The 18,787-nt window shown below is 67.1% G+C and carries 14 protein-coding genes; 11 read left to right on the top strand and 3 right to left on the bottom strand.

Going from position 1 to position 18,787, the window contains the following annotated elements:
* Nucleotides 1–72: 72 nt before the first annotated feature.
* The 6 genes from AC3RCJ_RS17105 (at nt 73) to AC3RCJ_RS17080 (ending at nt 6,250) form a co-directional block, all read left to right on the top strand.
* Complete coding sequence (locus tag AC3RCJ_RS17105) at nt 73–1,287, top strand: 3-hydroxybenzoate 6-monooxygenase (RefSeq protein ID WP_492958558.1); 1,215 nt, start codon at nt 73–75, stop codon at nt 1,285–1,287.
* On the top strand, nt 1,284–2,336 hold the full coding sequence (gtdA, locus tag AC3RCJ_RS17100) for a gentisate 1,2-dioxygenase (protein ID WP_492958560.1): 1,053 nt from the start codon (nt 1,284–1,286) through the stop codon (nt 2,334–2,336). Before AC3RCJ_RS17105 ends, gtdA begins: the two co-directional genes overlap by 4 nt.
* Before the next feature lie 21 nt (nt 2,337–2,357).
* Entirely contained in the window at nt 2,358–3,065 is a 708-nt protein-coding gene (locus AC3RCJ_RS17095) for a fumarylacetoacetate hydrolase family protein (protein ID WP_492958562.1), read from the top strand.
* Nucleotides 3,066–3,131: 66 nt separating this feature from the next.
* Nucleotides 3,132–4,487 carry an MFS transporter gene (locus AC3RCJ_RS17090; RefSeq protein ID WP_492958564.1) on the top strand — a complete coding sequence of 452 codons (1,356 nt, stop codon included), beginning with the start codon at nt 3,132–3,134 and terminating at the stop codon, nt 4,485–4,487.
* Entirely contained in the window at nt 4,484–5,128 is a 645-nt protein-coding gene (maiA, locus tag AC3RCJ_RS17085) for a maleylacetoacetate isomerase (RefSeq protein WP_492958566.1), read from the top strand. The genes AC3RCJ_RS17090 and maiA overlap by 4 nt, the downstream gene beginning before the upstream one ends.
* 30 nt (nt 5,129–5,158) lie before the next feature.
* Nucleotides 5,159–6,250: a porin gene (locus AC3RCJ_RS17080; protein WP_492958568.1), complete on the top strand. Its 1,092-nt coding sequence runs from the start codon at nt 5,159–5,161 to the stop codon at nt 6,248–6,250.
* 14 nt (nt 6,251–6,264) lie between these two features.
* On the opposite strand, the gene AC3RCJ_RS17075 is transcribed toward AC3RCJ_RS17080, so the two are convergent.
* On the bottom strand, nt 6,265–7,737 hold the full coding sequence (locus AC3RCJ_RS17075; RefSeq protein ID WP_492958570.1) for an efflux transporter outer membrane subunit: 1,473 nt from the start codon (nt 7,735–7,737) through the stop codon (nt 6,265–6,267).
* Between the two features lie 96 nt (nt 7,738–7,833).
* On the opposite strand from AC3RCJ_RS17075, the gene AC3RCJ_RS17070 reads away from it, so the two are divergent.
* The 3 genes from AC3RCJ_RS17070 (at nt 7,834) to AC3RCJ_RS17060 (ending at nt 12,704) form a co-directional block, all read left to right on the top strand.
* Nucleotides 7,834–8,454, top strand: a complete 621-nt coding sequence (locus AC3RCJ_RS17070) for a TetR/AcrR family transcriptional regulator (protein WP_492958572.1) — start codon at nt 7,834–7,836, stop codon at nt 8,452–8,454.
* An 84-nt stretch (nt 8,455–8,538) separates the two neighbouring features.
* The gene (locus AC3RCJ_RS17065; RefSeq protein WP_492958574.1) at nt 8,539–9,648 is read left to right on the top strand and encodes an efflux RND transporter periplasmic adaptor subunit; all 1,110 of its coding nucleotides are present in this window, start codon (nt 8,539–8,541) and stop codon (nt 9,646–9,648) included.
* Nucleotides 9,645–12,704 (top strand): efflux RND transporter permease subunit, encoded by a 3,060-nt coding sequence (locus AC3RCJ_RS17060; RefSeq protein WP_492958576.1) that lies wholly within the window; start codon nt 9,645–9,647, stop codon nt 12,702–12,704. The genes AC3RCJ_RS17065 and AC3RCJ_RS17060 overlap by 4 nt, the downstream gene beginning before the upstream one ends.
* Nucleotides 12,705–12,964: 260 nt before the next feature.
* On the opposite strand, the gene AC3RCJ_RS17055 is transcribed toward AC3RCJ_RS17060, so the two are convergent.
* Nucleotides 12,965–14,002: a helix-turn-helix transcriptional regulator gene (locus tag AC3RCJ_RS17055; protein ID WP_492958578.1), complete on the bottom strand. Its 1,038-nt coding sequence runs from the start codon at nt 14,000–14,002 to the stop codon at nt 12,965–12,967.
* Between the two features lie 225 nt (nt 14,003–14,227).
* On the opposite strand from AC3RCJ_RS17055, the gene AC3RCJ_RS17050 reads away from it, so the two are divergent.
* Nucleotides 14,228–16,240, top strand: coding sequence for a glycoside hydrolase family 3 protein (locus tag AC3RCJ_RS17050; RefSeq protein WP_492958580.1), 2,013 nt, complete (start codon nt 14,228–14,230; stop codon nt 16,238–16,240).
* A gap of 52 nt (nt 16,241–16,292) precedes the next feature.
* Here the strand turns inward: AC3RCJ_RS17050 and AC3RCJ_RS17045 are convergent, their stop codons facing one another.
* A complete protein-coding gene (locus AC3RCJ_RS17045; protein ID WP_492958582.1) occupies nt 16,293–17,489 on the bottom strand; it encodes a phytanoyl-CoA dioxygenase family protein in 1,197 nt (398 codons plus the stop codon).
* A 135-nt stretch (nt 17,490–17,624) separates the two neighbouring features.
* Between AC3RCJ_RS17045 and AC3RCJ_RS17040 the strand changes: the two genes are divergently transcribed.
* On the top strand, nt 17,625–18,668 hold the full coding sequence (locus AC3RCJ_RS17040) for a LacI family DNA-binding transcriptional regulator (protein ID WP_492958584.1): 1,044 nt from the start codon (nt 17,625–17,627) through the stop codon (nt 18,666–18,668).
* Nucleotides 18,669–18,787: the final 119 nt, after the last annotated feature.

Genomic DNA, 18,787 nt, shown 5'->3' with positions numbered 1-18,787 from the left:
CACACTGCTTGCCATACCAAGAGCACAGCAAACGTGCTGCGCGCAAGCACACAGATCAATTGGAGGAGAGAAATGGAAACTAACCACAAGCCGTCCGTGCTGATCGTCGGTGGCGGCATCGGCGGCATGGCCGCCGCCCTGTCGCTGTCGCGTCTCGGCATGGCCGTCACCGTGCTGGAACAGGCATCGACCCTGGGCGAGATCGGCGCCGGCATCCAGCTGGCGCCCAATGCCTTCGCCGCGCTCGACGCGCTGGGCGTGGGCGAGCGCACGCGCGCCAAGGCCGTGTTCACGGAACGCCTGGTGATGATGGACGCCGTCGACGCCGCCGAAGTGGGCACCTTTGCCGTCGACGCGGCCTTCCGCCAGCGCTTCAGCAATCCCTACGCCGTGATCCACCGGGCCGATATCCACGGCGCCATCCTCGACGCGGTGCGCAGCTCGCCCCTGATCACGTTTGTCACCTCGTCGCACGTGACGCACGTCATGGAAGACGAGAAGGGCGTCACCGTCACGGACGCGGCGGGGCGCAGCTTCCGCGCCGATGCGCTGATCGGCTGCGACGGCGTGAAATCCGTCATCCGCGAGCGCATCGTGGGCGACCAGGTGCGCGTGTCCGGCCACGTGGTGTACCGCGCCGTCGTGCCGGCCGCCGACATGCCGGCCGACTTGCGCTGGAATGCACCCGTCGTCTGGGCCGGGCCGAACTGCCACCTCGTGCACTACCCGCTGCGCAATGGCGAGCAATACAACCTGGTGGTGACCTTCCACAGCCGCGAGCAGGAAGCGTGGAGCGTCACGGACGGCAGCAAGGAAGAAGTGCTGTCCTACTTCGACGGCGTGCACGCGCAGCCGCGCCAGCTGCTGCACAAGCCGACCAGTTGGAAACGCTGGAGCACGGCCGACCGCGACCCGGTCGCCAACTGGAGCACGCAGCGCATGACCCTGCTGGGCGATTCGGCCCACCCGATGCTGCAATACCTGGCGCAGGGCGCCTGCATGGCGCTGGAAGACGCCGTGACCCTGGGCGAAGCCGTGCGCGCCAGCGACTTCGACATGGCAGCCGCCTTCCAGCTGTATCAAACCTCGCGCATCGCCCGCACGGCCAGGGTCGTGCTGTCGGCGCGCGAAATGGGCCGGCTGTACCACGCCAAGGGCGTCGAACGCCTGGTGCGCAACGATTTATGGCGCGGGCGCACGCCCGCGCAATTCCATGAGGCGCTGGCCTGGCTGTATGGCTGGACGGCGCAAACCTGCCTGGCCACCACCGAGAAGGATGCAGCATGACTTCCCATCAAACGCCCGAACGCGAGGCTTTATATGCAGCCCTGAGCGGCATGCATCTGTCGCCGCTGTGGCAATCCTTGCACACGCTGGTGCCGCCGTATCCGACGGCGCCGTATGCGGCGGCCCTGTGGCGCTATGCCGATATCGCGCCCCAGCTGGCGCGCGCCGGCGAAGTCATTACGGCCCACGAAGCCGTGCGCCGCGTCCTGGTGCTGGAAAACCCGGCCTTGCCGGGGCGCTCGTCGATCACGCAGTCGCTGTACGCGGGCCTGCAGCTGATTCTACCCGGCGAAGTGGCGCCGTCGCATCGCCACAGCCAGTCGGCGCTGCGCTTTGTCGTGAGCGGGCAGGGCGCCTACACGACGGTGGCGGGCGAGCGCACCACCATGCACCCGGGCGACTTCATCATCACGCCCTCGTGGACCTGGCATGACCATGGCAATGTGGGCATCGATGGCGTGAGTGAGCCGGTGGTGTGGCTCGACGGCCTCGATATTCCCATGCTGCGCTATTTCGACTCCGGTTTCGCGGAAAACGACACGCAGGACAGCCAGACGGTCAGCCGTCCGGAAGGCCAGAGCTTCGCCCGCTACGGCTACAACATGGCGCCCGTCAAGTCGCTGCACGCGGGCGCCACCTCGCCCATCTTCAATTACCCGTATGCCCGCTCGCGCGAAGCGCTGGACCTGCTGTCGCGCACGGACGCCATCGACGACTGGCACGGCTACAAGCTCAAATACGTGAACCCGCTGACGGGCGGCTCGCCCATGCCGACCATGGCCACCTTCATGCAACTGCTGCCCAAAGGTTTCAAGGGCAAGCGCGCGCGCAGCACCGACGGCACCGTCTACAGCGTCGTCGAGGGTCACGGCACGGTGACGATAGGCGAGCAGGTATTCGACTTCGCCCCGCGCGACACCTTTGTCGTGCCTTCGTGGGCCGTTGTCTGCTTCGACTGCCTGCACGACGACGTCGTGCTGTTCAGTTTTTCCGACCGCCCCGTGCAGCAAGCGATGGGCGTGCTGCGCGAGCAGTTTTTGACCGATTGATTTTTTTCACAGGATGTCACCATGACCAACTTCATTTTTACCCCCCAAGCCATCGCCGGCCTGCCCATCGTCGGCAGCGACAGCCAGTTTCCCGTGCGCCGCATCTATTGCGTGGGCCGCAACTACGCCGCCCATGCGCGCGAAATGGGTTTTGATCCCGACCGCGAGCCGCCTTTCTTCTTTTGCAAGCCGAATGACGACAAGTCCGTCGTCCCCGTGCCGCCCGGCGTGACGGCCACGGTGCCGTATCCGGCGCAGACGTCGAACTACCACCATGAAATCGAGCTGGTGGTCGCCATCGGCAAGGGCGGCAGCAATATCGCCCTGGAAGACGCGGCCGCGCATATCTTCGGCTACGGCGTGGGCCTGGACATGACGCGGCGCGACCTGCAGATGCGCATGCGCGAACAGGGCCGGCCCTGGGAAATCGGCAAGGCTTTCGACTATTCGGCCCCCATCGGCGCGCTCACGCCGATTGCCGACAGCGGCGAGATCACCACGGGCGCCATCGTGCTGGAAGTGGACGGCAAGGTCGTGCAGACGAGCGATTTGACGCATTTGATCTGGTCCGTCAATGAAGTCATCGCCAATCTGTCGACGCTGTTCGAGCTGCAGCCGGGCGACATCATCATGACGGGCACGCCCGAAGGCGTGGGCGCCGTCACCAGCGGACAAACCATGGACGCCCGCATAGACGGTTTGACGCCGATCACCGTCGCCGTGCAGTAAACAACATCGGGCCAGCGCGGCACAGATCGCGCAGCCCAAACGAACAACAATAACGGAGACAAGATAATGACTACCCACGCCGGCACCGACGTCCAGCACTTCCTCGACAGCCACCCGTTTTCCCGCTACCAGAAGCTGATCCTCTGGCTATGCTTTCTCATCGTCGCCATCGACGGCTTCGACACGGCCTCGATCGGCTTCATCGCGCCCGCCATCCGCGCCGAATGGGGCTTGACGCCCGCCGCGCTGGCGCCCCTGTTCGGCGCCGGTCTGTTTGGCCTGATGGCCGGCTCGTTTTTGTTCGGCCCCCTGGCGGACCGCTACGGCCGCCGCCCCGTGCTGATCGTCTCCGTCGCGTTCTTTGGCGCGGCCAGCCTGCTGTCGGCCTGGTCGACGGACTTGACGATGCTGCTGGTGCTGCGCTTCTTGACGGGCCTGGGCCTGGGCGGCGCCATGCCCACTTCCGTGACCATGACGTCCGAATACTGCCCGCAGCGGCGCCGTTCCGGCCTCGTGACCATGATGTTTTGCGGCTTTACCATCGGTTCGGCGCTCGGTGGCCTGGCTTCGGCGCAGCTGCTGCACCTGATCGGCTGGCGCGGCGTGCTGATGCTGGGCGGCGCCTTGCCGCTGCTGCTGGTGCCCGTGCTGCTGCTGGCGCTGCCCGAATCCCTGCGCTGGCTCGTACTGAAAGGCCGCGACGGCAGCCAGACCATCATGCGCCGCATCGCACCCACCGTGGCCGCCTTGCCGCATTTGGTCGTCAGCGACAAGAAGCTGGCCGGCTCGCCCATGGCGGAATTGTTCCGCCCCGGCGTCATCGGCGGCACCCTGCTGCTGTGGTCCACGTTTTTCATGAGCTTATTGATCATCTATCTGCTGTCGAGCTGGATGCCGACTTTGCTTAACGGCAATGGCCTGTCCCTGTCGAACGCCTCGCTGGTGACGATGATGTTCCAGGTGGGCGGCACCGTCGGCGCCATCCTGCTGGGCCGCTGGATGGACCGCCATAGCCCGCATAAAGTGCTGAGCATCGCCTACCTGGCGGCCGCCGGCTGCATCGTCGTCGTGGCCCTGTCGGGCAGCAGCCTGGCCTTGCTGGTGCTGGCCGTGTTTGGCGTGGGCTTTGGGGTGAGCGGCTCGCAAGTGGGCGCCAATGCGCTGGCGGCCGCCTTCTACCCCACGTCGAGCCGCGCCACGGGCGTCAGCTGGGCCGCTGCCGTGGGCCGCAGCGGCTCCGTGCTCGGTTCCATGGCCGGCGGCCTGATGCTGACCCTGAAACTCGATAACGAAACCATTTTCTTTTTGCTGGCCATTCCCGCCGTGCTGGCCTCCCTGGCGCTGCTGGCCATGGGACGCCTGATGCGCGCCAGGACTGCCGCCGGCGCCATTCCCGCTACTCTGAAAGAGAGCACCGTATGAAATTGCATGGCTATTACCGCAGTTCCGCGTCCTACCGCGTGCGCATCGCGCTGAACCTGAAACAGCTGCATGCCGACACGGCCTATGTGCACCTGAGCCGCCATGGCGGCGAGCAGTTCACGCCCGCGTTTTCCAGCCTGAACCCGCAGCAGCTGCTGCCCGTGCTGGAGGACGGCGGCGCCGTGCTGACGCAATCGCTGGCCATCATCGAGTACCTGGACGAGACGCAGGCGGGCCAAAAACTGCTGCCGGCCGATGCGGCTGGCCGCGCCCGCGTGCGCCAGCTGGCCATGGTGTGCGCCTGCGACATCCACCCGCTCAACAACCTGCGCGTCCTCAATTACCTGACGGGGCCCCTGGCCCTGTCGCAGGAGCAGAAGAATGCGTGGTACCAGCACTGGACCCATCTGGGCCTGGCCGCGCTGGAAGCGCAGCTGGCAAATAGTCCCCACACGGGCCTGTTCTGCCATGGCGACACGCCGACCCTGGCCGACTGCTGCCTGGTGCCGCAGGTGTACAACGCGCTGCGCTTCCAGTGCGACCTGGCCTTGTATCCGGTGATACGCCGCATCGTCGCGCACTGCGAGGCGCTGCCGGCGTTCCGGCAGGCGCACCCGGATGCGCAGCCAGACGCCGAATAAAACAATACAAACCAAAAAACGGAGACAAGCATGAGAAAAATCAAGGCCATCACCATGGCGCTGCTGGGCGCGTGCGCCTGCGGCACCGCATCCGCGCAAAGCGGCGTCACCCTGTACGGCGTGTTGGACAGCTCCGTGGCTTACACGAGCAATGTCAATGCGGCCGGCGACAGCCAGGTGAAAATGCCGACGCTCACGGGCTCACTGCCGTCGCGCTTCGGTTTCAAGGGTGTGGAAGACCTGGGCGGCGGCCTGCAGGCGATCTTCACGCTGGAATCGGGCTTCGGCGTCGATACGGGCATCGCGGGGCAGGGCGGACGCCTGTTCGGCCGCCAGTCGTGGGTGGGCCTGAAGGGGCGCTATGGCAGCGTGATGCTGGGGCGGCAAATGAATATGTCGTTCTGGGCCACGCAAAAGTCCGACATCATGGGCCCGGCCCTGTTTTCCATCAGCAGCCTCGATCTGTACCTGCCCAACGCCCGCAGCGACAACGCCATCGGCTACCTGGGCACGTTTTCCAATGTGACCGTGGGCGCCACCTACAGCCTGGGGCGCGACGCCTCGGCGGCGGGCGGGCCGGCCGCCACGGGCTGCGCGGGTGAGGTGGCGGGCAATGCCAAGGCTTGCCGCCAGATCACCGCCTTGCTCGGCTACGACACGGGCCGCTATGGCGCCACGGCGTCGTACGACATCCTGTACGGCAACGCGGGCGCGGCCAACGGCCTGACGTCGAGCCGCCATTTCGACCGCCGCGTGATCGCCAGCGCCTACGCCATGGCCGGCCAGCTGAAAATCGGCGGCGGCATCATCGACCGCACGATCCGCGCCGCCACGGGGCCGGTCGACTCGCAGCTGCTGTACTTCGGCGTCGCGTATCCGCTGGCCCCCGCGCTGGTGCTGGATGGCCAGGTGGCCAAACTGGCCGTCAAGGACAGTGCGAACGATGCCACCCTGGCGACCATGCGCCTGACGTATCACCTGTCCAAGCGCACGGCCGTCTACGGCGCCGTCGGCCGCATGGACAACGACGGCGCGGCTGCCGTGGCGCTGGACGCGGGCGGCACCGTGGGCGCTGGGCGCACGCAGAACGGCGTGATGGCGGGGATGCGCCACTTTTTCTGAGCGCTGTCCCGGTTTTACCGCGCCGCCAGGGCCGCGGGCGCGGATGTCTGCCAGCCGCCGCCCAGCGCCTTGTAGGTGGCGACGGCGGCGCGCGCGGCGGCCGTTTGCGCCTGCGCGCGCGCATCCTCGGCCCGCAACAGCCGGGCCTCGGCCTGCAGCACCTCGTCGCGGCTGATCGCTCCTTTCTGAAAGGCCGCCAGCGCGGAGGCGCGCGCGTGCCCGAGCGCATCGACGCTTTGCGCCAGCAGGCCTGCCTGCCGTTCGTGGCCGAGCAATGCCGAACAGGCATTCTCCACGTCTTCCGTGGCATGCAGCACGGCCAGCCGGTAGGCCGCCAGCAGCTCGGCTTCCTGGCCCCGGGCGGCGTCGATCTGCGCAGCGATGCGGCCAAAATCGAACAGGCGCCAGCGCAGCCCGAGTACGCCCGCGGCCTGGCCGGAGCCGCTGCCGAACAGGGTGCCGCCGGCGGTGGCGCTGCCGAGCAGGGCGCCCAGGCCCAGCTTGGGATAATACTCGGCCATTTGCGCGCCGGTGCGCGCGCTGGCTGCGGCCAGGCGCCGCTCGGCCGCGATCAGGTCGGGCCGGCGCCGCAGCAGGTCTCCCGGCGTAGCGCCGGCCGTGATGCGCGGCGCGAGCGCGATGATGGCGCTGGCGGGCAGTTCCTGGCCATGGCTGCCGGGCGCCGCGCCCAGCATCACGTCGAGCGCATGCAGTGCCACGTCGCGCGCCGTTTCCAGGCCCGGCATGGCCGCGCGCGCCTGCGCCAGCGATGCTTCGGCCTGCCGCAGCGCCGGCTCGTTCAGCAGCCCCTTGCCGTACAACAGCGCGGCGATGTCCAGCGCCGCCGCCTGGGTGTCGACCTGCCTGCGCGCCAGGGCGAGCCGCGTGTGCAGGCCCTGGATGGTCAGGTACAAGTCGGCCGTCTGCGCCGCCACGGCCAGCCGCGCCGCCGCCCATCCCGCTGCCGTCGCCTCGTAGTCGGCGCGCGCCGCTTCACGTTCGCGGCGCAGGCCGCCGAACAGGTCGAGTTCCCACGACGCTGCCAGCTGGACTTCGTGCGCGCTGCCGGCGCGCGCGAATCCGGGCGTGGCATCGAGCACCTTGCCCAGCGGCGTCTGCACCGATTGATAGGCGCGCGCGGTCTGGCCATCGAGATCGCCCGAGGGCAGCAGGGCGGCGTCGGCCGCGCCCAGCGCCGCGCGCGCCTGCCGCACCCTGGCCGCCGCCTGTGCCAGGTCGAGGTTTTGCGCCAATGCCAGCGTCACCAGCCGGGTCAGGCGCGGATCGCCAAACGCCGTCCACCACTGCTGCAGTTCGGCCGCATCGGCATCCTGGCGCAAGCCGACTGCCGACTGGTGCAGATACTGCGCCGCTTGCGGCAGCGCGGGCCGCTGGTAATCGGCGCCGGCGGTGCAACCGGCCGCCACACCGGCGGCAAGCAGCATGAGGGGGAGGCGCACAAGGGGCGCGATGGGCGGGATGGGCATGGGATCGTCCTGTTCGTCAAAAATGGAATGGTGAGTGACTATAATACAGTTTGGTCACTTATTGTGCATTTTGGCGTGGCGCGTTAAGCTGTCGCCATGAATTCCATCACACCCGAACTACCGACCCCTGCGCGCGGCCCGGCCGGCCACGACGTGCGCGACCAGATCGTCGCCGCCGCCACCGAATATTTCAGCCTGTATGGCTATGAAAAGACCACCGTGTCCGACCTGGCCAAGGCCATCGGCTTTTCCAAGGCGTATATCTACAAGTTCTTCGAGTCCAAGCAAGCCATCGGCGAGCATATCTGCGGCAACTGCCTGCGGCAGATCGAAACCGAGGTGAGAGCCGCGGTGGACGCCGCCGGCCAGCCGCCAGAGAAGCTGCGGCGCATGTTCAAGGCCAGCGTCGAGGCCAGCCTGCGGCTGTTCTTCCAGGACCGCAAGCTGTACGACATCGCCGCCTCGGCCGCCACCGGGCGCTGGCCTGCCGTGCAGGCCTATGAGCTGGCCATGGGTGCGCTGCTGCAGGATATCCTGCAGCAGGGCCGCAAGACGGGCGACTTCGAGCGCAAGACGCCGCTCGACGAAACGGCCAGCGCGATCTACCTGGTGATGCGTCCCTACGTCAATCCCTTGCTGCTGCAGCACAGCCTGGAGACCAGCGAGACGGCGCCGGTACAGTTGTCCAGCCTGGTGTTGCGCAGCTTGTCACCCTGATCGCAATGCTGGTTTGTGACTGTTGACTTATTTGGTCACTAGTACCAGAATGAGAACCCTGTTCAATTCGTTCACGGGATTCTTATGCGCTGGCGCCGTCTTGCTTCATCCGCTGTCATCTCCGCCTTGCCCCTGGCCTTGTCCCTGGGGCTGACCGCCTGCGGCGAGAAGGCGCAAGCCGATCCCCGCAGTGCCATGCCGCTGGTGCGCGCCGTCACGGTGCAGGGTGCCGAATCGGGCGCGCGTAGCTTTACCGGCGTGGTCGCGCCACGCGTGCAAAGCGAGCTGGGATTCCGCGTCGCCGGCAAGGTGCAGGAGCGCCTGGTCGATGCCGGCCAGGCCGTGCGGCGCGGCCAGGCCCTGATGCGCCTCGATGCGCAAGACTTGCAACTGCTGGCCCAGGCACGCCAGGACGCGGTCACGGCCGAGCGCGCCCGCGCGCGCCAGACGGCTGACGAGGAGGCGCGCTACCGCGACCTGCGCGGCACCGGCGCCATCTCGGCCTCAGCCTACGACCAGGTCAGGGCGCTGGCCGACGCCGCGGCGGCCCAGCTCAAGGCCGCCGAGGCCCAGGCCGAAGTGGCGCGCAATGCGCTGCGCTACGCGGTGCTGCTGGCCGATGCCGACGGCATCGTGACGGATACCTTGGCCGAACCGGGCCAGGTGCTCGCCGCCGGGCAGCCGGCCGTGCGCCTGGTCCATGACGGGCGGCGCGAAGCGGCGATCCAGCTGCCGGAAACCCTGCGCCCGGCACTGGGTTCGACCGCCCAGGCCACGCTGTTTGGCCGGCAGGGCGCCAGCGTGCCAGCCACCTTGCGCCAGCTGTCGCAGAACGCGGACCGGCAAACGCGCACCTTCGAGGCGCGCTATGTGCTCGACGCGGCGCTCTCAAGCGCGCCACTGGGCGCCACCGTCACGGTGCGCATCGCCGGCAGCGCCGATGCCGGCGATGCCGTACGGGTGCCGCTCGCGGCCCTGCACGACGCCGGAAAGGGGCCGGGCGTGTGGCTGATCCAGGGCGAGCCGGCGCGCCTGGCCTGGCGGCCCGTCAAGGTGCGCCGCCTGCACGATGACGGCGCCGACGTCAGCGGCCAGCTGAAAAGCGGCGAGCGCATCGTCGCGCTGGGCGCCCACCTGCTGCGCGACGGCGAGCAGGTGGCGCTGGAGCGGGCGGGCGCGGGAGCGCGGCCATGAGCGCCGGCTTCAACCTGTCGGCGCTGGCCGTGCGCGAGCGTTCCGTCACCCTGTTCCTGATCTGCCTGATATCGCTGGCCGGCTTCTTGTCCTTCTTCCAGCTGGGACGGGCGGAAGACCCGGCCTTCACGGTCAAGGTGATGACCATCGTCACCGCCTGGCCCGGCGCCAGCGCGCGCGAAATGCAGGACCAGGTGGCGGAAAAGATCGAAAAGCGCCTGCAGGAGCTGCGCTGGTACGAGCGCGCCGAAACCTATACCACGCCGGGCCTGGCGTTCACGACACTGACTCTGCTCGACAGCACGCCGCCCGGGCAGGTGCAGGCCGAGTTCTACCAGGCGCGCAAGAAGGCCGGCGACGAGGCGGCCAATCTGCCGGCCGGCGTCATCGGCCCCATGATCAACGACGAATACGCGGACGTCACCTTTGCCCTGTTTGCGCTCAAGGCGCGGGGCGAGCCGCAGCGCCTGCTGGTGCGCGAGGCGGAAACCTTGCGCCAGCGCCTGCTGCACGTGCCGGGCGTCAAAAAGGTCAATATCATCGGCGAGCAGGCCGAACGGATCTATGTGGAGTTTTCGCAGGAGCGCCTGGCCACCCTGGGCGTGCGGGCACAGGATGTGTTTGCGGCGCTGCACGGCCAGAATGCGCTCACGCCGGCCGGTTCGGTCCAGACGCGGGGGCCGCAAGTGTTCATCCGCCTCGACGGCGCGCTCGACGCGCTGCAAAAGATCCGTGACACGCCCGTGGTGGCGCAGGGGCGCACGGTGGCCCTGTCCGATATCGCCACCGTGCGCCGCGGCCACGAGGACCCGGCCAGCTTCCTGGTGCGCAATGGCGGCGAGCCTGCGCTGCTGCTGGGCGTGGTCATGCGCGAGGGCTGGAACGGCCTGGACCTGGGCAAGGCGCTGGAGCGGGAAGTGACGGCCATCGGCACGGCAATGCCGCTCGGCATGAGCCTGGCCAAGGTCACCGACCAGGCTGTCAATATCGGCGCGGCCGTCGATGAATTCATGCTCAAGTTCCTTGCCGCGCTGCTGGTGGTGATGCTGGTGTGCTTTGTCAGCATGGGCTGGCGCGTCGGCATCGTCGTGGCCGCCGCCGTGCCGCTGACCCTGGCCGTCGTGTTCATCGTAATGGCCGCGACCGGCAAGAATTTCGACCGCATCACCCTCGGTTCCCTGATCCTGGGCCTCGGCCTGCTGGTGGACGATGCCATCATCGCCATCGAGATGATGGTCGTGAAAATGGAGGAGGGCTACAGCCGCATCGCCGCCTCCGCCTATGCGTGGAGCCATACGGCCGCGCCCATGCTGGCCGGCACCCTGGTCACGGCCGTCGGCTTCATGCCCAACGGCTTTGCCCGCTCCAGCGCCGGCGAGTACACGAGCAATATGTTCTGGATCGTCGGCATCGCGCTGATCGCCTCATGGGTGGTGGCGGTGGTGTTTACGCCTTACCTGGGCGTCAAGCTGCTGCCCGAGCTGAACAAGGTCGCCGGCGGCCATGATGCGCTGTACGACACGCCGCGCTACCACCGCTTTCGCCGCCTGCTGGGACGCGTGATCGCCCGCAAATGGCTGGTGTTCGCCAGCGTGATCGGCCTGTTCGTGCTGGCCGTGCTGGGCATGGCCATCGTCAAGAAGCAGTTTTTCCCCGTCTCCGACCGTCCTGAAGTGCTGATCGAAGTGCAACTGCCTTACGGCAGCGCGATCGGGCAGACCAGCGGTGCGGCGGCGAAAGTGGAAGCCTGGCTGGCGCGCCAGCCCGAGGCGAAGATCGTCACGGCCTATGTTGGCCAGGGGGCGCCGCGCTTTTACCTGGCGATGGGGCCGGAATTGCCCGATCCTTCGTTTGCCAAGATCGTCGTGCGCACCGACAGCCAGCAGGCGCGCGACAGCCTCAGGCAGCGCTTGCGCGGGGCCGTTGCCGCCGGCCTGGCGCCGGAGGCGCGCGTGCGCGTCACGCAGCTGGTGTTCGGCCCGTATTCGCCGTTTCCCGTCGCCTACCGGGTCAGCGGCCCGGACCCCGAGGTGCTGCGCGGCATCGCCGACGAGGTGCGGCGCGTGATGCAGGCCAGTCCGATGATGCGCACCGTCAATACCGACTGGGGCACGCGCACGCCCACCCTGCATTTCAGCCTGCAGCAGGAGCGCTTGCAGGCCATGGGGCTGAGTTCGGGCGCCGTGGCGCAGCAACTGCAGTTTTTGCTCAGCGGCGTGCCCGTCACCGCCGTGCGCGAAGATATCCGCACGGTGCAGGTGGTGGCGCGCGCGGCCGGCGACATGCGCCTGGACCCGGCCCGTATCGCCGACCTGACCCTGGCCGGTGCGAATGGCGAGCGCATCGCGCTGTCGCAGGTGGGGGCCGTGGAGGTACGCTGGGAAGAACCGGTGATGCGCCGGAGAGATCGCCAGCCGACGATCACGGTGCGCGGCGACATCGCCGACGGCATGCAGCCGCCGGACGTGTCGGGCGCCATCACGGCGCAGCTGCGGCCCATCATCGACAAGCTGCCAGGCGGCTACCGCATCGAGCAGGCCGGCTCGATCGAGGAATCGGCCAAGGCGACGCAGGCCATGCTGCCCCTGTTCCCCATCATGCTGGCGTTGACCTTGCTGATGATCATCCTGCAGGTGCGCTCGATGGCGGCCATGGTCATGGTCTTCCTGACCAGTCCCCTGGGCCTGATCGGCGTCGTACCCACCCTGATCCTGTTCCAGCAGCCGTTCGGCATCAACGCGCTGGTCGGCCTGATCGCCCTGTCGGGCATCTTGATGCGCAATACCTTGATCCTGATCGGCCAGATCCACCATAACGAGGCGGCCGGGCTGGCGCCTTTCGATGCCGTCGTCGAAGCGACCGTGCAGCGGGCCAGGCCGGTGATCCTCACGGCGCTGGCGGCCATCCTGGCCTTCATCCCGCTCACCTATTCGGTGTTCTGGGGGACCTTGGCCTATACCCTGATCGGCGGCACGTTTGCCGGCACGGTGCTGACCCTGGTGTTTCTGCCCGCCATGTACGCGATCTGGTTCAGAATACGGCCGCAGGCTGTATAGCTTGAATAGCGGGCCGGAGACGCGGGCCTGAGAACATGCCGATGGCGGCGTTGCAGCTTCCTTGCCGTACTTGCGTACTGTCTGCGTCGCTGCGCCTTGCCCTCGACATTTTTCAGGTCCGCTTGGCCCGGGGAGCCTGTCTCCTTGACTTGGGCCGTTTCGTGGTTTGCCGGTTTGCTTGTTGTTTGTTGTTTGTTGTTTGTTGTTTGTTGTTTGTTGTTTGTTGATTGTTGCTTGTTTCTTGCTGCTTGTCTTTTTCTCTAGGCTCCGGCTGCATCCTGCCGGTAGCGCGCCGGCGGCAGCGCGAACTGGGTCTTGAAGAAGCGGGTGAACGCGCTTTGCGAGGAAAAGCCCAGGCGCTCGCCGATTTCCGCCACGCTCAGGCGCGTTTCGCGCAGCAAACGGCGCGATTCGCGGCTTTTCGCGCGCAGCTCCAGCGCGCGGAACGAGGTCTGCTCCTGCTGCAGCTGGCGCTGCAGGGTCCAGCGGTTCATCGCCAGGCCGTCGCACAGGGCCGGCAGCAGCGCGGCGCCATCGGTGTCGCCTGCGCCTTGCCGGCCCAGCAAATCGATGATGGCCTGCTCCACGCGGGCCGAAAACAGCTGCGCTCCCTGCAACTGCTGCAATTGCCCCTGCGCGTGGCGCAGCGCGTGCGGCGCCAGCATGGCGTTGAACTGGGCGAAGGGCCGGTCCAGCGCCGCAGACTCGAACGTCAGGGTGTTGCGCGCCTGGCCGAAGGCGGCGCTGGCACCGAAGCACTCGGCAATGGCCGGCGCGAACCACGGCGCCTTGCCCTGGAAGCCGGCATGGAAGGCGGTGGCCGCGCCATCGTCATAGGCGCGCGCCACCAGCGACAGCATGCGGAAATTGGCCAGCGCCTGCATGGCACCGCCCCTGGCGCAGAATTCGGACAGGTATTCGATCTCGATGCGCGCGCCATTTTCGCTCATCAGCATGAAGTCGAATTCGCCGATCAGGCCGCGCAGGTGCAGCAGTTCGTGCAGCGCGCCGCGCAGGGTGGGGCGGTTGAAGCAGACGTGGGCGATGCCCGGGTAGTGCGCGAACCAGTGCGTGACATCGAGATCGAGCAGGCCCCGGTGCTGCGGCAGCTGCTGGGCGTAGGCCGTCATGCGGCGGTGCCGCTCGGCGTTGATGCGGCCGCCCGGCTCGTCCAGTTGCGCCGGCGTGATGCCCGTATGGCGGAAAAAGTCGGCGGGATCGTGGCCATCGGCCTGCATGGCGCGCGCGCATTGCTGCGCGACCCGGTTCGAGACCGTGCGCGTATCGGGTTTGTGCAAGGCTGCCTCCTGCTTATTCTGCTTATTCTGCTTGTTGTAGTAATTTTTCACAAATATTAGCACTTTGTAGGAGATTGTTGGTTGTTGTGTGATCTCAGTAAAAATTGTTCTCGCGGGTATAAAACGCGTGCTGCGCGGTCAAGAAACTCACGCATTCTCACGCTATATTGATTTCGGGCTGGCCCTGATGCCACCTGGATACCTACAAAAACAGTCTTGGAGATCATGATGAAATGCACTTTGAAACCGATGGCCCGCGTGGTCGCCGGCGGCGTCGCCACGCTTGCCCTGGCCGCCTGCGGCAACAGCGACACCGGCAGCGCGGGATACACGCAGCCCGTGTTCGGCGCCACCAGCTACGCCCAGCTGAAGGTTGACGGCTATACCTTCAAGGACATGAACCGCAGCGGCAAGATCGACCCGTACGAGGACTGGCGCCTGCCGGCCGAGGAGCGCGCCGACGACCTGCTGTCGCGCATGACGCTCGATGAAAAGGCGGGCCTGATGATGCACGGCACGGCGCCCACCGTGTCCGACCCGTCCGGCATCGGCCTGGGCGGGGCGTATGACCTCGCAGCCCTGCAGGAGCTGATCGTCAGGCAGTACGTCAACACCTTCATTACCCGCATGGCGGGCGATACGGCCAATATGGCGGCCCAGTACAACAAGGTGCAGGCCCTGAGCGAAACGTCGCGCCATGGCATTCCCGTTTCCATCAGCACGGACCCGCGCCACCATTTCCAGTACGCGGTGGGCGCCAGCGCGGCTACTTCCGGTTTCTCGCAATGGCCGGAAACCCTGGGCCTGGCCGCCATCGGCGACGATGCGCTGGTGCGCCGCTTCGGCGACATCGCGCGCCAGGAATACCTGGCCGTCGGCATCACGCAGGCCTTGTCGCCACAGGCGGACCTGGCCACGGAACCGCGCTGGGCGCGCATCAACGGCACCTTTGGCGAAGACGCGGACCTGGCCAGACGCATGGTGCAGCACTATATCGAGGGCTTCCAGGATGGCAACACGGGCTTGCATGACGGCAGCGTGGTGGCCGTCGTCAAGCACTGGGTCGGCTATGGCGCCACGAAAGAGGGCTTTGACGGCCACAATTACTATGGCCGCTACATGACCTATCCGGGCACCAATTTTGCCTACCACGTCAAGCCGTTCGAAGGGGCGTTCACGGCCAAGGCGGCTTCCGTCATGCCGACTTACGCCATGCCAGACGGTAATATCACCGTCGACGGCATCACCCTGGAGCAGGTGGGCGCCGGTTTCAGCAAGGCCTTGCTGACGGACTTGCTGCGCGGCAAGTACGGCTTCGAGGGCGTGATCCTGTCCGACTGGGGCATCACGTCCGACTGCGACGCCAACTGCCGCAACGGCACGCCGGCCGGCGTGGCGCCGTCGTTCATCGGTTTCGGCACGCCGTGGGGCATGGAAGACGCCACCAAGGCCGAGCGCTATGTGAAGGCCGTGACGGCGGGGATGGACCAGTTCGGCGGCGTGACGGAAGCGCCCTACCTGACGCAAGCCGTGCAGCGGGGGCAGCTGACGGAAGCGCGCATCAACGCCTCGGCGCGGCGCATCCTGGTCCAGAAATTCAAGCAGGGCCTGTTCGAGCACCCGTTTGTCGATGCGGCCAAGGCGGCCAGCACGGTGGGCAAGGCGGAATTCGTCGAGGCGGGCCTGGATGCCCAGCGCCGCTCGCTGGTCTTGCTGGAAAACAAGGACAAGGTCTTGCCGCTGGCGGCCGCCGTCAAGAAGGTCTACCTGTACGGCATCGATGCGGCCGTGGCGAAACAGTATGGCTACACGGTGGTCACCACGCCGCAGGAAGCGGACGTGGCCCTGCTGCGCGTGGCCGCGCCGTATGAAACCCTGCACCCGAACTACATCTTCGGCAGCATGCAGCACGAGGGCCGCCTCGATTACGTCGACGGCAACGCCGACTACGAGGCGATCAAGAACGCGGCCAAATATGCGCCGAAGACGGTGGTGACCGTGTACCTGGACCGTCCGGCCATCCTCGGCAACGTGCGGGACAAGGCCAGCGCCATCGTCGCCAACTTCGGCGTGAGCGACGGCGCGCTGTTCGATGTCCTGACGGGCAAGGCCAAGCCGCAGGGCAGGCTGCCGTTCGAGCTGCCGTCGTCGATGGCCGAAGTGCAGGTGCAGAAATCGGACGTGCCGTATGACACGGCCCATCCGCTGTACCAGTTCGGCTACGGCCTCGCGTACTGAAACGGCCCTGTCGTCACCGCAGGGAACCCCGGCTGCGCTCCTGCAGGGCGCCTTACGGCTGCTGCCGCCAGGTCTTGCCCTCCAGGGCATCGATGAAACGCGCCACGGGCCAGCTTTCCTCCAGCGCCTGCAGCATGAGGTGCTGCTGCGTTGGCGGCGCCATGCCGCCGACAGGCTGGTCGCGATCGAGGTTGCTGGGGAAGGCGTAGCCTTCGGCGCAGGCGGCCACCGCGTGGCGGACGCCATCGCCGGTCAACGCCCCTTGCGCATGCAGCGCCTGCAGGGCCGGATACAGGGCGGCGCTCATGGCGCGGCGGTCCAGCGTTTCCATGGCGCGCCCGAACGGCGACGACACCTGCAGCAGATTGGCCGTGCGCCGCACGTCCGTCGTGCGATTGTGGCCGGCCGCATGGAACAGGGCGGGATTGAAGAAGACGGCGTCGCCCCTGGCCAGCGGCAGCTGCACGTGATGCTGCTGAAAATAGTCGCGGAAGGGCGCTTGCTGCCAGGCGAGATACCCGGCCTGGTAGTTTTGCGAGTAGGGCAAGTACAAGGTGGGGCCCGATTCGACCGGCATGTCGCAATGGGCGACGGCGCCCTGCAGGGTGAGGAAGCAAGACATCTGGTGCACATGCGCCGGGTAGGCGGCGCATGCGCTGGCGCCCTGGAATCCCAGGTGATAGTCGCGGTGCGGCGCCTGGGCGGCGCCGCCAGGATTGACCACATTTACCTGCGCCGTCATCTGGTAGGCGGGCCCCAGCCAGGCTTCGCACATCCATGCGAGCACGGGATTGCCGTAGTAGCGTGCAAACGCTTCGGGCGCACGCAGGCACAGCTTTTGCTGCGCGTTCCAGATGCGCTCATTCGCGCCCGGCCTGGCGAAATGGTCGCCGCCGGCGCGTCCGCCCGCCTGCTGTTCCGCGATCAGTTCGCGGAAGACGCGATTGACCTGTTCCAGGGTGTCCAGATCGTCGACGGCGCGTTTCAGCAGCACCACGCCGGGACCGCTCATCAATGCGCTGCCCCATTCGGCCTGCAGCGCGCGCAGCGGCTCCGTGCCCGATGCCAGCCGGCGCACGGCGTCGCAGTCGTAGACGGGAATGTCCGATGCGACCGCCGCGGCGCGCGGATAGTCGGCCGGGTCGGTGTGCCTGCTGACAATGCCGATGAAGTCTTCCAGTCGGCAGCCATGCTGCGACAGCCAGAAGGCATCGGCCGGCGCCTGGGCGGCATCGACGGTGGTTTTCATGCGGGGTCTCCTTTTTTAAAGTTCTGTACAATCAGTATAGGGATGAGAAGCGGCATTTTTCATCAGAAAATCCATCAAAAAACCATCAAACAACCATCAACAGCGCATCCTCGACCGATACGCACGGAGCTGCCCATGACACACCCATTCCCGGTCAAGGTGGTGGCGCTGCAGGCCGGCGTCAGCGTGGCCACCGTGGACCGTGTCATCAAGCGGCGCGGCGGCGTGCACGCCAATACGGTGCGCCGCGTGATGCAGGCGCTCGATGAACTGGGGCGGCAAAGCGCGCAGGTGGGCCTGTCCGGCAAAAAGTTCATGATCGACGTGCTGATGGTGGCGCCGCAGCGCTTCACCGACGCGGTGCGCCTGGCGCTGGAGGCGGAACTGCCGTCGCTGCATCCGGCCGTATTGCGCTCGCGCTTTCACCTGCATGTAACGCTGGAGGCCGATGGCATCGTCGAGCTGCTGGAGCGCATCCGGAAAAATGGCAGCCACGGCGTGCTGCTGAAGGCGCCGGACCTGCCCGTGGTCGTGGCGGCGGTCGGGCGGCTGCTTGCCGCCGGCATTCCCGTGGTGACCCTGGTGACGGACTTGCCCGGCTCCGCGCGCAGCAGCTACGTGGGCATGGACAACCGCGCGGCGGGCGAAACGGCGGCCTACCTGATAGGCCAGTGGATGGGGCGCGCGAAGGGGCGGCAAGTGCTGGTCACCCTGAGCAGCAACCGTTTTCACGGCGAGGAGGAGCGCGAGATCGGCTTTCGGCGCGCGTTGCGCGAACATCAGCGCCACCTGGGCATAGTCCAAGTCAGCGAAGGTCATGGCATCGATGGCGCCACGGGGACGCTGGTGCGGCAGGCGCTGGCCAGCCATCGCGGCATCGCCGCCGTGTATTCGATAGGCGGGGGCAACGCCGCCATCGTGCGGGCTTTCGCGGAGGCGGGGCGCGCTTGCCAGGTCTTCATCGGCCACGACCTCGATGCGGACAACCGCGCGCTGCTGCAATCGGGGGCCGTCCAGGCGGTGCTGCACCATGACCTGGGGCAGGACATGCGCCGCGCATGCCAGGATATTCTCAGGGCGCGCGGCGCGCTGCCGCCCTTGAAGCAGGCGGTGTCGCTGTCGGCCATCCAGATCGTGACGCCCTGGAACCTGCCGGCGCTGGCGGCCATGCAGCGCTGAGCACATGGCCGGTGGCCGCAGGGGCGAATTTTGCCGGGCCGCGCGGCCGCTCCGCCGGGCATTGTTCGGATTTGCCCGCACTCGATTGACAGTCGCCTGGGGCAGGCAGATACTCGCCG

This window comes from Janthinobacterium sp. GW822-FHT07H11, from assembly GCF_058798615.1.
This window is presented reverse-complemented; position numbering and strand designations above follow the sequence as displayed.

What these genes read in the sequence shown, in the direction of transcription:
- AC3RCJ_RS17090 (WP_492958564.1), top strand. Translation starts at nt 3,132, where the DNA reads ATGACTACCCACGCCGGCACCGACGTCCAGCACTTCCTCGACAGCCAC.
- maiA (WP_492958566.1), top strand. Translation starts at nt 4,484, where the DNA reads ATGAAATTGCATGGCTATTACCGCAGTTCCGCGTCCTACCGCGTGCGC.
- AC3RCJ_RS17050 (WP_492958580.1), top strand. Translation starts at nt 14,228, where the DNA reads ATGATGAAATGCACTTTGAAACCGATGGCCCGCGTGGTCGCCGGCGGC.
- AC3RCJ_RS17045 (WP_492958582.1), bottom strand. Translation starts at nt 17,489, where the DNA reads ATGAAAACCACCGTCGATGCCGCCCAGGCGCCGGCCGATGCCTTCTGG.
- AC3RCJ_RS17065 (WP_492958574.1), top strand. Translation starts at nt 8,539, where the DNA reads ATGCGCTGGCGCCGTCTTGCTTCATCCGCTGTCATCTCCGCCTTGCCC.
- AC3RCJ_RS17080 (WP_492958568.1), top strand. Translation starts at nt 5,159, where the DNA reads ATGAGAAAAATCAAGGCCATCACCATGGCGCTGCTGGGCGCGTGCGCC.
- AC3RCJ_RS17070 (WP_492958572.1), top strand. Translation starts at nt 7,834, where the DNA reads ATGAATTCCATCACACCCGAACTACCGACCCCTGCGCGCGGCCCGGCC.
- AC3RCJ_RS17075 (WP_492958570.1), bottom strand. Translation starts at nt 7,737, where the DNA reads ATGCCCATCCCGCCCATCGCGCCCCTTGTGCGCCTCCCCCTCATGCTG.
- AC3RCJ_RS17095 (WP_492958562.1), top strand. Translation starts at nt 2,358, where the DNA reads ATGACCAACTTCATTTTTACCCCCCAAGCCATCGCCGGCCTGCCCATC.
- AC3RCJ_RS17040 (WP_492958584.1), top strand. Translation starts at nt 17,625, where the DNA reads ATGACACACCCATTCCCGGTCAAGGTGGTGGCGCTGCAGGCCGGCGTC.
- gtdA (WP_492958560.1), top strand. Translation starts at nt 1,284, where the DNA reads ATGACTTCCCATCAAACGCCCGAACGCGAGGCTTTATATGCAGCCCTG.
- AC3RCJ_RS17105 (WP_492958558.1), top strand. Translation starts at nt 73, where the DNA reads ATGGAAACTAACCACAAGCCGTCCGTGCTGATCGTCGGTGGCGGCATC.
- AC3RCJ_RS17060 (WP_492958576.1), top strand. Translation starts at nt 9,645, where the DNA reads ATGAGCGCCGGCTTCAACCTGTCGGCGCTGGCCGTGCGCGAGCGTTCC.